This window comes from Sphingobium lactosutens (genome assembly GCF_013393185.1).
Taxonomy (GTDB): domain Bacteria; phylum Pseudomonadota; class Alphaproteobacteria; order Sphingomonadales; family Sphingomonadaceae; genus Sphingobium; species Sphingobium lactosutens_A.
In genome coordinates this window covers 56,139-69,185 of the sequence record NZ_QJQX01000073.1, presented here as the reverse complement: position 1 = coordinate 69,185, position 13,047 = coordinate 56,139, and the positions used below count along the sequence as shown (strand labels likewise).

Annotated in this window: 10 protein-coding genes; 7 read left to right on the top strand and 3 right to left on the bottom strand. The window is 62.6% G+C overall.

Annotation, left to right across the window (positions count from 1 at the left end; all coding sequences use genetic code 11):
• The first annotated feature begins 30 nt into the window (after nucleotides 1-30).
• The 4 genes from DM806_RS19830 (at nucleotide 31) to DM806_RS19815 (ending at nucleotide 5,280) form a co-directional block, all read left to right on the top strand.
• Entirely contained in the window at nucleotides 31-2,760 is a 2,730-nt protein-coding gene (locus tag DM806_RS19830) for a TonB-dependent receptor (protein WP_179044882.1), read from the top strand.
• Between the two features lie 119 nt (nucleotides 2,761-2,879).
• Nucleotides 2,880-3,266: a hypothetical protein gene (locus tag DM806_RS19825; RefSeq protein WP_179044881.1), complete on the top strand. Its 387-nt coding sequence runs from the start codon at nucleotides 2,880-2,882 to the stop codon at nucleotides 3,264-3,266.
• A gap of 88 nt (nucleotides 3,267-3,354) precedes the next feature.
• Nucleotides 3,355-4,269: a dihydrodipicolinate synthase family protein gene (locus tag DM806_RS19820; RefSeq protein WP_179044880.1), complete on the top strand. Its 915-nt coding sequence runs from the start codon at nucleotides 3,355-3,357 to the stop codon at nucleotides 4,267-4,269.
• Nucleotides 4,270-4,281: 12 nt separating this feature from the next.
• Complete coding sequence (locus tag DM806_RS19815; protein ID WP_179044879.1) at nucleotides 4,282-5,280, top strand: 4-hydroxyproline epimerase; 999 nt, start codon at nucleotides 4,282-4,284, stop codon at nucleotides 5,278-5,280.
• Nucleotides 5,281-5,301: 21 nt separating this feature from the next.
• Here the strand turns inward: DM806_RS19815 and DM806_RS19810 are convergent, their stop codons facing one another.
• On the bottom strand, nucleotides 5,302-5,982 hold the full coding sequence (locus DM806_RS19810) for a histidine phosphatase family protein (RefSeq protein WP_444860958.1): 681 nt from the start codon (nucleotides 5,980-5,982) through the stop codon (nucleotides 5,302-5,304).
• 77 nt (nucleotides 5,983-6,059) lie between these two features.
• Here DM806_RS19810 and DM806_RS19805 point away from each other — a divergent pair, with 77 nt between their 5' ends.
• The 3 genes from DM806_RS19805 to DM806_RS19795 all read left to right on the top strand — a co-directional run bounded on the left by DM806_RS19805 (nucleotide 6,060) and on the right by DM806_RS19795 (nucleotide 9,765).
• The gene (locus tag DM806_RS19805) at nucleotides 6,060-6,287 is read left to right on the top strand and encodes a CbtB domain-containing protein (protein ID WP_179044877.1); all 228 of its coding nucleotides are present in this window, start codon (nucleotides 6,060-6,062) and stop codon (nucleotides 6,285-6,287) included.
• A 12-nt stretch (nucleotides 6,288-6,299) separates the two neighbouring features.
• Complete coding sequence (locus DM806_RS19800; RefSeq protein ID WP_179044876.1) at nucleotides 6,300-7,022, top strand: CbtA family protein; 723 nt, start codon at nucleotides 6,300-6,302, stop codon at nucleotides 7,020-7,022.
• A 355-nt stretch (nucleotides 7,023-7,377) separates the two neighbouring features.
• Complete coding sequence (locus tag DM806_RS19795; RefSeq protein ID WP_179044875.1) at nucleotides 7,378-9,765, top strand: TonB-dependent receptor; 2,388 nt, start codon at nucleotides 7,378-7,380, stop codon at nucleotides 9,763-9,765.
• Here DM806_RS19795 and DM806_RS19790 read toward each other — a convergent pair.
• Both DM806_RS19790 and DM806_RS19785 read right to left on the bottom strand, forming a co-directional pair.
• Nucleotides 9,735-12,029, bottom strand: coding sequence for a molybdopterin-dependent oxidoreductase (locus tag DM806_RS19790; protein WP_179044874.1), 2,295 nt, complete (start codon nucleotides 12,027-12,029; stop codon nucleotides 9,735-9,737). The genes DM806_RS19795 and DM806_RS19790 overlap by 31 nt on opposite strands.
• Complete coding sequence (locus DM806_RS19785) at nucleotides 12,026-12,964, bottom strand: ABC transporter substrate-binding protein (RefSeq protein ID WP_179044873.1); 939 nt, start codon at nucleotides 12,962-12,964, stop codon at nucleotides 12,026-12,028. Before DM806_RS19785 ends, DM806_RS19790 begins: the two co-directional genes overlap by 4 nt.
• Nucleotides 12,965-13,047 lie beyond the last annotated feature (83 nt).

The window sequence follows — 13,047 nt, the reverse complement described above, 5'->3', positions numbered from 1 at the left end:
GGCAAATGGCCGCAAAATAGGGGAAGTCGGATGAAGTCACGTACGGTTTTTAAGATATCGGCGGCTTTGCCCGCCCTGGCGGTGGCGTCCATTTCGATGGCTGCCATGGCGCAGGATGCGCCTATTAACGCGGCATCGGAGGGTGGCGCCAAGGCCGACATCATCGTCACCGGCGTGCGCGGCAGCGTCGCGGCGGCATCCACGAAAAAGAAGAACAGCAAGCAGATCGTGGATTCGGTCGTGGCCGAGGACGCTGGCAAATTGCCCGACAATAACGTCCCCGAAGCACTGGCGCGCGTAACCGGCGTGCAGATCGACCGTGCGCGCGGTCAGGGGCAGAGCGTCATCATTCGCGGCCTGTCCGAAGTGCAGACGACGGTCAACGGCAACAACACCAATCTGGGCGACGGCCGTTCGCTCAATCTGGCCGACATTCCGGCCGAATTGCTCAAGGCGGTGGATGTCTACAAGACCCGTTCGGCCGACCAAGTCGAAGGCGGCATCGCGGGCACCGTCAATGTCGAATTGCGGCGACCGTTCGACCTGAAGAAAGGCTGGACCATCGCGGGGAGCGTCCGTGGTTCCTATGACGATATTTCAGAGAAGGTCAGCCCCTATGGCAGCCTGCTGATCGCAAACCAGTTCGATACCGGCATTGGTGAACTCGGTTTCCTGGTGAATGCGTCGCTGACCAAGACCAACTATCGCGAAAATTCCATCGACAGTGAATCGCCGTTCACCACGCAGGTCGGTAATTCCAGCATCGTCATCCCCTATCGCGCCCAATATGGCATCGAGCAGGGCAGCGTGAAGCGTCCTTCGATCAACGCCGTGTTGCAGTGGAAGGCGAACGACAATCTCGATTTCGTGCTGGAAGGCGGCTATCTGGGTTCGCGTGAGAAGCGCTCGGTCGAGCGTCTCTATGCGCAGGATTTGCCGTTCATCGGCAATTATAGCGATGTCGTGCTGATGCCTGACGGCAAGACGGTCAAGTCGCTGACGGTCACCAACCCCAACGGCATACCCGCCGGCATCGACACCCAGTATAACAGCTTCCATTCGAACCTCTACACCAGCAATATCGAGGCGCATTGGCACAATGACCGCGCGCAGTTGAACCTGAGCGCACAATATAACTGGTCGAATGAAGGCAATTATTTCGTCGAAACGATCCTGCGCCCGAATAACCTCAATTCCGCGACGATCGATTTCGCGTCCGACCTGTATAGCAAGGGCGTGCCGTCGATCACCTTCAACGGCGTCGATCTGTCCAACCTGTCCAGCTATGGCGTCGATCGTTTCCAGGATAATCAGGGCGGATCGAAGAACAAAGAATTTGCCGCGCAGGGCGACCTGACCCTGAAGCTGAGCGAAGAGTCCTTCCTGCGCAGCTTGCAGGTCGGCGGCCGGTATAACCAGCGCAAGACCAGTCGCTACTATGGCTATCGCGATGGCTTCCCTCGCCTGAACGGTCAACGGGCGCCGCTCAGCCTGTTCCCCGGTTTCAGCGATGCATCGCTGATCGGTCCCGACATTGGCGGCGCGACCACGCAATGGTATCGTATTCCCGGCGCGACTCTGTTGGCGAACATCGACGACATTCGCGCTTTCATCCAGCAATATGACCCCGGCAACGCCACGACCTTTTCGACCGTCTATCCCAACAGCGACCGTGGCCAGACTTTCGAATCCAATGAAAAGAATTTCGCGGCCTATGCCCAGCTCAACTGGGGCTTCAAACTGGGGAATATCCCGATCGATGGCGTGGCCGGGGTGCGCTATACCAATACGTGGGGCAATTCGGTCAGCTTCAACTACCGTCCGGGCGACGTCACCAACGGCTTCCAGGACATTGTTCAGGTTTCGCCGGGCAGAGGCAATTATTCCGACCTGTTGCCCAGCGCCACGGCGATCATCCACTTCACGCCCAAGATGCAGTTGCGCCTGGCCTATAGCACCAACGTCCAGCGCCCCAGCTTCTATGACTCGCGGCCTTTCTATTTTGCCGAAACGCGCGCCAATCCTCCGATCGTCTTTGCCGGCAATCCGGGCCTGAAGGCGCAACGCGATCAGGCGTTCGACATCAGCGCCGAATATTATTTCGGCCGTGGCGGACAGATTTCGCTCGCCGGTTATCACAAGAAGACGACGGGTTCGCTGTTCTACAGCCGCGAAGTGGCCGACGCGAACGAACTGGCGCTTTATGGCATCACCAACGCAACCTTCGGTTATGTCGAACAGTTGCGCAATGTGGGCGACGGCACCTTCACCGGTGTCGAGGGCACATTCCAGACCTTCTTCGACTTCCTGCCGGGCGCATTGCGCAATTTCGGCGTGAAGGTGAACGGGTCGCACATGTTCAAGGCGCGCATCGAATATGACGATGTGGAAAGCTTCCCCGGCGAGTTCGATTCCCCGAACACGTCGAAATGGACCGCCAATATGGAACTGTTCTACGATACGCCCAAGTTCAGCGCCCGCGTCGCCTATAATTACCGCTCCCGGTATCGTATCGGCGTCTGGCTCGACCCCAATAGCCCCGATGCGCATGACGCCACCTATTCGCCCTATAATGACGCGACGGAACGGCTCGACGCGGCCGTCAACTATACGCCGGTCAAGTTCATGACCTTGTCGCTGGAGGCGACCAACCTGCTGGGTAGCGATGTGTTCCGCTATCATGGCAGCGGGAACCTGCTGCCGCTGGGTGTCCGCACACTGGCGCGGACGGCACAGGCCAGCGTGCGCTTTCGCTTCTGACCAGGATGCAGCTTAATCCGATCGATTAAGCAGGGGCTGCGGCAGCAATGTCGCAGCCTTTTTCGTCATGGGGAAATGAGGCAATGCGAGCGTTTTATGTTCGCGAAAGGAGAGAGATGATGAAATTTTCTCGATGGATTGGGATCGTGACAGGGGGCTTTCTGGCCTGCGGGCCGGCTCAGGCGGAAACGGCTGGCAAGAGTTGTGTTCTGCGCGAACATGTCGCCGCCCCGGTCGTGCGGGACGATGGGCGGCTCTATTTCCGGGGTCAGCCCGACCGGCGGCAATCCTATATCGCGCTGTTCAAGGGCGAGGCGTGCCATAAGCTCAACCCCTTCGCCACCGCGGTCGTGGAGACGAGTGGCGCTGGTTATTGCGAGGGCGACCAGGTGCGTTTCCTGATCTTGCCCAGCCGGATTCCCGGTCCGATCTGCGTGATCGATCATCTGGCGCCTTTTGGGGGTGACGTGGACGATCCAATCCCCGAAAACTGGCGAGATAAATGATTGCCGCACTGCAAAAAACCCTTTGCAAGCACTGATGTAATATAGTATACGATATCTATATTATTAGCAGAAGGCAGGAAGAATGAATATGGCAATTGGTTGGAAGGGCGTATTCCCGGCAGTGACGACGCAGCTTCGCGCTGACCTGTCGATCGACCTGGCCGATACGCAGCGCGTCGTCGATGACCTGGTCCGCGACGGTGTGACGGGCGTGATCGCGCTGGGGACGGTGGGCGAGAACAACTCGCTGGAATATGAAGAGAAGGTCAGCGTTCTTTCCGCCATCGTCGAAGTCGTCGATGGTCGCGTGCCGGTCATCACCGGCGTGTCGGAATATGACACGCGCCGTGCGGTCCGCTATGCGCAGGCCGCCGAGAAGGCCGGGGCCGACGGCCTGATGCTGCTGCCGCCGATGGTCTATGTGACCAAGCCGCATGAACTGGTCGCCCATTTCAAGGGCGTCGCCGACCAGACCGGCCTGCCGATCATGCTCTACAACAACCCGCCGGCCTATCGCACCGTCATCGACCAGCAGGTGCTGACCGCCCTGATCGACGTCAGGAATATCGTTGCGGTGAAGGAATCGGCGCCCGATACCCGCCGCTTCACCGACTTCCGCAATGCGTTCGGCGATCGTTATGTCCTGTTTGCCGGTCTGGACGACGTCGCGCTGGAGGGCCTGTATCTGGGGGCGCAGGGCTGGGTGTCGGGCCTGACCAACGCCTTTCCCAAGGAATCGGTCGAACTGGTCCGCGCCTTCGAGCGAGGCGACCATGCCAAGGCGATGGAAATCTATCGCTGGTTCATGCCGCTGCTGCATCTCGACGCCGAGCATGACCTGGTCCAGTCGATCAAGCTGGCCGAGCAGGTGATGGGCCGCGGGTCGGAGCGCGTACTGCCGCCGCGCTATGTGTTGCAGGGCGAACGCCGCGCCGAAGTGATCGCCATGGTCGAAAAGGCCGCCGCGACGCGGCCGGACCTGTCCGCCGCCGCTGCGGCCTGATAAGAAGCGGCGATGCGTCACACCTTCTTCTGCATCGATGGCCATACGGCCGGAAACCCCGTCCGCCTCGTCGCGGGCGGGGCGCCGCTGCTCAAGGGCGCGTCGATGTCGGAACGGCGCCAGGATTTCCTGGCGCGCTTCGACTGGATCCGCACCGGCCTCTGCTTCGAGCCGCGCGGCCATGACATGATGTCGGGTGGTTTCCTCTATCCCCCGACCCGGCCGGACAGCGATATCGGCATATTGTTCATCGAAACCAGCGGCTGCCTGCCCATGTGCGGCCATGGAACGATCGGCATCATCACCTTCGGGCTGGAAAATGGGCTGATCCAGCCGACGACGCCGGGCACGTTGCGGGTCGAGGTGCCGGCCGGGGTGATCGACATCGCCTATGAGGTCGAGGGGCAGAAGGTGACGGCGGTGCGCATCACCAATGTCCCTGCTTATGTCGCGGCGCGCGGCATCAGTGTCGATGTGGACGGCATCGGGCCGCTGACGGTCGATGTCTCCTATGGCGGCAACTATTATGCGATCATCGAACCGCAGGGTGGCTATACGGGCCTCGACGACATGGGGGCGGCGCGGCTGATCGACCTGAGTGGCCGGATCCGCGCTGCCATCAGCGACAAATATGAACCCGTGCATCCGATCGATCCGACGATCCGGGGCGTCAGCCATATCCTGTGGGCCGACAAGCCGCGCGGCGATGGCGCCGATGGCCGCAACGCGGTCTTTTACGGCGACAAGGCGATTGATCGCAGCCCCTGCGGCACCGGCACCTCTGCCCGGCTGGCGCATCTCGTTGCCGCCGGCCGGCTACGCGTCGGCGACCGCTTCGTTCATGAAAGCTATATTGGCAGTCGCTTCATCGGGCGGGTCGAGCAGGCGGTGCAACTGGGCGGGGAAGCGGCGATCATCCCTTCGATCGAAGGATCGGCGATCGCCACCGGCTTCAACACCATCTGGATCGACCAGGCAGACGCCTTCTGGTCGGGTTTCCAGGTCAAATAGGATGGGCAGGCGGCACGCGCCTCAATCCAGGGGGACCAGCGACTGAAGCCGCCAGATGCGATTGAAGGACAAGGCCGTGCGGGACAAGGGCGCGATGTCGATCGCCAGGGCGGCCTGTGCCGGCAGGCCCAACATATGGATAAGCGCCGCGCGGATGATCATGGGGTGGGTGATGGCTAGGACCGGGCCGTCACCTTCGATCGTCTCGTCGATCCACGAGCCGATCCGCGATGCGGCGGCGCTCAGGCTTTCGCCGTCCGGAACGCCGGCGGCGGGATCGCGCAGCCATTGCGCCAGCGCTTCCGGCTCGCGGGCATGGATGTCCGCGAAGCTGCTGCCCGCCCAGGGGCCGCAACCCACATCCCGAAGCTCTGCCGCGCGCTGTGCGATCAGACCCATTGCGCGCGCAGTCTCCTCGGCGGCACGATGGGGGCTGCGGAAAATCCGGTAACGGGACGGGACCGGCTTGCAGCGGCCGGCCGACCTGTAGCCGCTTTCCTCCAGCGGTTCCTGATCGCCGGCAAATCCCCCGATCCGGCTCATGGCGGTGGCGGCGACGCAGAGAAATACGAGGGTCGTAGTCAGAAAGACCTCCAGACGAGTTGACGCTGCCTGTCGATCGGTCCAAAAGGCGCGCGCGTCCAGGAAGAAGAAGCCGGTGTAATCCCGGCACGGTCGCGCCACTGTAATCGATCGGGACATGTCCCGTCGAGAGTCAGACCTTCTCCCTGAACATCGCGAATCTCTCGGGACGCGCAATCCCGCAAAGGAGTATGATTATGGCATCGGCTGCCGCCCTGTTCGACGATGGTTTCATTCCCGTTCGTGGAAGCGCCACTATCCCGCTCGAAGATATTCTTCCCTGGGCTTTGTTCGGCGCGCTGATCGCCATGATCTTCCTCTATTTCGTCAGCACCGAACAGGGCGCCTACGCCTTCTTCGACGGCATGTATGTGCATGAATATGTGCATGATGGCCGCCATCTCCTCGGCTTTCCCTGCCACTGACGTCGCCCGGACATGACGAAGGATCTTTTGTGGCGCGGGATGCTGGCCGGCATCCTCGCGGCCCTGCTCTCCACGCTGTGCGCGCGCATGATCGCCGAACCGCAGGTCGATCTGGCGATCGCCTATGAGGAATCGCACGCCGCCCACGACATGAGCGGCATGAGTGGTGGCGAAGAGGTGGAACTGGTCAGCCGCGACACGCAGAAGGGCGCGGGGCTGCTGACCGCGCTTGGGCTTTACGGCGCGGCGGTGGGCGGCGTCTTTTCGCTGATCTTCGCCTATGGCTATGGCCGCTTCGGGCAATTGGGACCGCGCAGCTTTGCCCTGCTGCTTGCCAGCCTGGCCTTCGTCCTGATCGTGATCGTGCCGGGGATCAAATATCCGCAGACGCCGCCGGCGGTTGGCAAGCATGAAACGGTGGGTGTCCGTACCGCCGCCTATTTCGCGATGATCGCCCTGTCGATCGGCGCGGCGGTCATCGCCGGCAAGCTGCGTGGGGCCTTGCTGCCGCGCTGGCGCGGACTGGACGCGACGCTGCTGGCGGTGGGCGCCTATGGCGTGCTGGTGCTGCTGGGCCAGTTTTTGCTGCCGAGGGTCAATGAAGTGCCGCTGGATTTTCCAGCGACCCTGTTGTGGGATTTCCGCGTGGCATCCATCGCGACGCAATTGCTGCTCTGGGCGACGATCGGCATCGCCTTCGGCCTGATGGCGGAGCGTCTGCTCAAGCGGCAATAGGCGGGTGATGCGCTCTCCAACGGGCGAGCCACCTTGTGCTCGGACCCGGAGCGCTTTCACTTGCAGCCCAAACGCGCCTAACCGTCGACCGTCAACGCCTTGCCTGACCGGGGTTTGAGAAGCCTGCATCGCCGCATAATCTCGTCATCCGTCGGCAGCAAAGGCAACCGCCGGAACGAGGCCATGTGAAGCGGCCACGAAGCTCTGTTTGATCCGGCCAGGGTTGAGCCGATCGCGCCGATCGGTGAGCGAAGCTCAATCATTTGGTAATACGCATAAGCGGCCATGTGATCCGCGTTGGAACCGGGGCCCATCCCCTCCCTATGGCATGCCCGACAATATCAAGGGGCATGCGATGAATCATTATCGGGCGCGGGCGATCAAGCGTCTTCTGGTCACTGGTCTGCTGGGCGGGGGCACGTTGCTTGGCCTGCCGGGCGCGGCCTTCGCCCAGACGCCGGAAGCGGCGGCGGCGGACGGTGGCGATGCCGGTGTCGAAAGCATCGTCGTCACCGCGCGCTACCGCAAGGAAGACGCGCAAAAGGTGCCGATCGCAATCAGCGCCATCAGTGGCGATGCAATCACGAGCCAGGGCGCCTTCACCCTGAAACAGTCGATCCAGCAATTGCCGAGCCTCAATATCCAGGGGTTCAGCGGACGCAACCAGACCATCACCATTCGCGGTATCGGCACCAATTCGGGCGGGACCAATGACGGGTTGGAGCAGGGGGTGGGCCTTTATGTCGACGGCGTCTATCGACCGCGCACCGGATCGGTCATCACCGACCTGATCGATGTCGAAAGCATCCAGTTGCTGCGCGGGCCGCAAGGAACGCTGTTCGGCAAGAATACCGTCGCGGGCGCGATCGACATCAGGACCCTCGCGCCCAGCTTCACCAATGAGGCGAAGGCGGAAGCCAGCTATGGCAATCATGATTATTTCCGCGGCTATGTGAGCCTGAACGCGGCCCTGAACGACGAGCTGGCGTTTCGCGTCTCCTATCTCCGCACGTCGCGCGGCGGCCTGATCCACAACAGCGTCTATGACGAGGATTGGGACAATCTCGACAATCACAGCGCGCGGTTCGACCTGCTCTACAAGCCGACCGACAATTTCCGGCTCCGCTTCATCGCCGACTATTCGATCCAGAAGGGCGACGTCGGATTCCAGAGCATCGCGGCGGTGTTGCCGACCACGCTCAATAACGGAACGCAGGTGCGCGGATTCTACCGCCGTGCAGCGGATGTCGGCTATGTTCCGGGGACGGTCGATGCCTTCGACCGCAAGGTCGACCTCAACAACAGCCAATATGACGAAATGCCGAGCTATGGGTTCCAGGCGCAGGCCGATCTCGACCTGCCCGGCGTGACCCTCACCTCCATCACCGCCTATCGCAACTGGAAATGGGTGCCCAATTATGACGGCGACCAGATCGGCGCGGAAATCTCTACGCTGGGCGTGGTCGAAACCGACCAGCAGCAATTCAGCCAGGAATTCCGCATCGCATCCACCGGCGAGCGGACGATCGATTTCAGCGCCGGCCTCTATTTCTTCTGGCAGGAAGCCGATGACAAGCAGCGTACCGTCTACGGCAAGGATGCCGTCGGCTGGTTGCGCACCGCAAACACGCCGACCGCGACGGTTTCGCCGCTGCCCGCCGCGATTCTCGATGGCCTCGAATCCTACGCGCATGTCGTGCCGGCGACGCACAGCTATGCCGCCTATGGCCAGGCGACCTGGAACATCTCGCCGCGTTTCCGCCTGACGGGAGGATTGCGCTACACCTATGAGCACAAGACGGGCCTTTATGATGCGGACGCGCGGGGCGACGTGGTGCCGATCAGCGCATTGCCGGCCGAATATCAGGCGACGGCCATCGCGCTGCGCGCCGCCTATGCGCCGGTCGGCAGCTATTATGCCAAGCGTAACACCGACAATCTGTCGGGCACGCTGATCGCGGCCTATGATATCGCGGACAATGCCCATGCCTATTATAGCTATTCGCGGGGCTATAAGTCACCGGGGATCAATCTGGTCCGCCAGACTCTGAGTGTCGATATCTTCGTGCGGCCGGAGAAGGTCGATGCCTTCGAACTCGGCCTAAAGACCCGTTTTGCAGGCGGCGCGGTGGAATTGAACGGCGCGCTCTTCTGGACCGAGGACAAGGATTATCAGGCCAATTACGCCAACACGTCGGTCAGCCCGGCCGCCTATTATATCGCCAATGTCGGCACGTTGCGGTCGCGTGGCGTCGAACTGGACGCGCGTATCGCGCCGGTCGAGGGGCTGAGCGCAACCTTTGCCGCAACCTATAATGACGCCAGATATCGCAAATATACCAATGCAATGCCTTCCTATCTGGAATCCTACCGCAGCTCGGTCGATCTGTCGGGGCGACAGGCGTCTGGCGCGCCCAAATGGTCGCTGGGCGGAACGGTGGAATATGCCCATCCAGCCGGTAATGACCGGGACTTTTATGTCGGCGCGGACGGCAGCTACCGCTCGGGCTATTACGCCACGGTCAATCTGGATCCCTTCTCGCGCGTGCCGGGCTATGCCCTGTTCGGCGCGCATGCCGGGTTGCGCCAGAGCGAGGGCCGGTGGGATCTGTCGCTATGGGTCCGCAATCTGTTCGACAAGGATTATTACAACACGATCAGCGTCAATTCGACCTATGGCGTGGCGCTGGCGTCGATCGGGGAACCCCGCCTCTATGGCGTGACGCTGCGCGGCAAAATCTGAGGCGGATCGAAGATGGTGACGCGCGGCGGTTCGCCTTCGAACCGCCGCGCGTCCACAAGGCAGGTCTGGGCGACGCAGCCCTGCGACAGGTCCGACGCACCGCGGTCGAGGGTCAGAACATTGGGATTGCCGTGCCGTTCCAGTTCCGGGCCGGGATCGAACCAGGCGCCAGTCGCCAGTCGCGCCACGCCGGGCATGATCGCATCGCTCAGGATCGCCCCGGCGAGGCAACGGCCGCGATCGTTGAACAATTCGACTACATCGCCGTCGCTGATGCCGCGGATGGCGGCGTCGGCAGGATGGAGATAGACCGGCTCGCGTCCTGCGACCTTGCCGGCCCGGCTATAGGGACTCGCATCGAGCTGGCTGTGTAGCCGCCGCTCGGGCTGGTCCGAAAGGAGATGGAGCGGATAGCGGGCCGCTTTTTCATGGCCGAGCCATTCATAGGGTTCGAGCCAGACAGGGTGGCCGGGGCAGTCGGCCAGATCGAAACCGGCGATCCGTTCGGAAAAGATCTCGATCTTACCCGACGGTGTGGGAAGCGGATGAGCCACGGGATCGCGGCGGAAATCGGCGTGCATGACATGGGGCCGGTCATGCGCCGACAGGTCGATGATCCCCTCTTCCCAGAAATGGTCGAAATCGGGTAGGTTGAGTCCGGTCGCCGCGATCTTTTCCGCGCTTTCGGCATAGATGCGCCGCAGCCAGTCGACCGTGTCCAGTCCTTCGGTAAAGTGCTGTTCGATGCCCAGCCGCTGGCCCAAAGCCACGAAAATGGCGTGGTCGTCGCGGGCTTCGCCGCTGGGGGGAACCGCCTGGCGCATGGCGACGAACAGTCCCTCGCGCGTGGCGAAGCCGATATCGTCGCGCTCCAGCGCGATGGTAGCGGGCAGGACGATGTCGGCCTGTCGCGCAACCGGCGTCCAATAGGGTTCCTGCACGATGATCGTATCCGGTCGCGCCCAGCCCCGTTGCAGGCGGTTGAGATCCTGATGATGGTGGAAGGGATTGCCACCCGCCCAGTGGACCAGGCGAATGTCGGGATAGGCATGGACACCGCCATTATAGGTGAAGCGCTCGCCCGGATGCAGCAGCATGTCGGCGATCCGGGCGCAGGGAATGAAGGCGGAGACGCGGTTGTTCCCCTGCGGAAAGACCGGTCCGGGCACGCGGGGATGGGCGCTGCCCATGACATTCATCGCACCATAGCCCAGGCCATAGCCGCCGCCGGGCAAGCCGATCTGCCCGACCATGGCGGCGAGCGTCACCAATGCCCAGAAGGGTTGTTCGCCATGAGCGGCGCGCTGTAGCGCCCAGGCGCAGTTCAGCATCGTGCGATGCCGCAGCAGGTCGCGGCCGAGAGCCGCGATGCGCGCGGCGGGCACGCCGGTGATCGCCTGCGCCCAGTCAGGCGTTTTCGCGATGCCGTCCGCCTCTCCGGTCAGATAGCCGCGGAAACGGTCGAATCCGACCGTATGGCTGTCGAGAAAGCGACGGTCGAACAGGGGATCGTGCAACACCACCCAGGCCAGCGCCAGCATCATCGCCGTGTCGGTATTGGGCCGGATCGCGATCCATTCGTCGGCATCGCCATCGCCCAGATTGTCGCCCACCGGCCCGATATTGACGATCCGCGCGCCCGCTTGCCGCAGCCGTCGAAGGCCCGCGCGCGCGCGATGCCGCCCCGCGCCGCTGGAGGATACCCGCGTATTCTTGAGCGGGACGCCGCCGAAGCTGACAAATAGCTGGCAATGCGATTCCAGCACGTCCCAGCTCGTGTGGGACAGATTGCTGTCGTCCATGCTTGTCGCGACGTGCGGCATCAACACGCGTCCCGCGCCAAGGCTGTAGCTGTCGACGCTGCGAACGTAGCCGCCCAGCATGTTGTAGAAGCGGTGGAGCTGGCTCTGGGCATGATGGAAGCGGCCGGCGCTGGCCCAGCCATAGGAGCCGCCGAAAATTGCGTGATGGCCATAGTCGCGGCGTACCCGTGCGATTTCGGCGGCGACGATATCCAGCGCCTCGTCCCAGGGCAGGTCCACGAAGGGTTCCTCACCCCGGCCCGTTCGCGCACGGTTTTCCAGCCAGCCCTTGCGCACCGCCGGCCGGGCGATGCGCAGCCGCGCCACGTCATCATGTAACTGGTCGAGACCGATCGGATTGGGATCAGGATCGTTACGAAGGGGCGACAGGCGTAGAGGCGCGCCGTCCTCCCCCGGCGACACCTCGTAGACGCCCCAATGGGCGGCGGAATAGCGGGTCATGAAAAGCTGGTGTCGAACAGTGGCCGGACGTCCAGCTTGCGGTCGATCACGCCGGCGCGGAAATAACGGTCGGCCGTTTCCTGTTGCTGCGCGATCAGCGCCGCATCGACACTGGCGGGAAAACGATCCGCGCGGCCCTGGCTGATGCGCAGGATGTCGAGGGCGAGGCCCGTATCCTTGTGCATCAGCTCGACATAGGCATCCCGGTTCTTCGCCGACCATTCCCAGCCGGCATAGAGGCGATCATGATAGTCTTGGAGCAGCGCGCGCTTGTCGGCAATCGCGCCTTCGCGCCCGAACATCAGGCCATAGCCAGGGACGAGATCCGTCTTGCCGGGCAGAATGCGGGCGCCTTCCTGTTCCGCCATGGCGGCATTGGGATCCCAGATCGCCCAGGCGTCGACCGCGCCGCTCTGCAATGCCGCGCGGCCGTCCGAAGGAGAGAGAAAGGCGAAGTTCACGGCGTCATAGGGCTGGCCATAAGCTTCCAGCACCGAAAGCACATGATTGTGGCTGATGGACCCGCGCGGAGTCGCGACCTTGCGACCCGCCAGGTCCGCGAGCGATCGGATCGATGAATCGCGGCGCACCAATATAACGGGTCCCATGCCGCGCGTCGCCTGCGCGCCGATCGCCTTGATCCGTGCATCGGTGCCTGCGGCGAAGATGAAGGCGGAATCGCCGCCGATTCCGCTGTCGATCGCGCCCGCGTTCAGCGCCTCCAGCAATGGGGCGGCATTGGGAAATTGCGACCAGACGATCCGATAGGGAACCTTGTCCAGCCGCCTGGCGCCCTGCAACACGACGCGCGACCCGCCACGCTGGTCCCCGACGAACAACGTCCCCGCGTCGGCCGCACCTTTTCCCGCGCAGGCCGACAGAGCGGAGCCGGCCATGAAAAGCAGCGCGGAACGACGGTCGATAATTGTGGACATGGATCGAAAACCCCCAGGGATGACCGCCTGTCTAGCAATCGAAGCGCCTGTTGAGGCATGACGATCGTAAATATGCAGGGCAG

Bases quoted from the DNA above. Each gene is read 5' to 3' on its own strand.
- DM806_RS19830 (WP_179044882.1), top strand. From the start codon at position 31: ATGAAGTCACGTACGGTTTTTAAGATATCGGCGGCTTTGCCCGCCCTG.
- DM806_RS19825 (WP_179044881.1), top strand. From the start codon at position 2,880: ATGAAATTTTCTCGATGGATTGGGATCGTGACAGGGGGCTTTCTGGCC.
- DM806_RS19820 (WP_179044880.1), top strand. From the start codon at position 3,355: ATGGCAATTGGTTGGAAGGGCGTATTCCCGGCAGTGACGACGCAGCTT.
- DM806_RS19815 (WP_179044879.1), top strand. From the start codon at position 4,282: ATGCGTCACACCTTCTTCTGCATCGATGGCCATACGGCCGGAAACCCC.
- DM806_RS19810 (WP_444860958.1), bottom strand. From the start codon at position 5,982: ATGTCCCGATCGATTACAGTGGCGCGACCGTGCCGGGATTACACCGGC.
- DM806_RS19805 (WP_179044877.1), top strand. From the start codon at position 6,060: ATGGCATCGGCTGCCGCCCTGTTCGACGATGGTTTCATTCCCGTTCGT.
- DM806_RS19800 (WP_179044876.1), top strand. From the start codon at position 6,300: ATGACGAAGGATCTTTTGTGGCGCGGGATGCTGGCCGGCATCCTCGCG.
- DM806_RS19795 (WP_179044875.1), top strand. From the start codon at position 7,378: ATGAATCATTATCGGGCGCGGGCGATCAAGCGTCTTCTGGTCACTGGT.
- DM806_RS19790 (WP_179044874.1), bottom strand. From the start codon at position 12,029: ATGACCCGCTATTCCGCCGCCCATTGGGGCGTCTACGAGGTGTCGCCG.
- DM806_RS19785 (WP_179044873.1), bottom strand. From the start codon at position 12,964: ATGTCCACAATTATCGACCGTCGTTCCGCGCTGCTTTTCATGGCCGGC.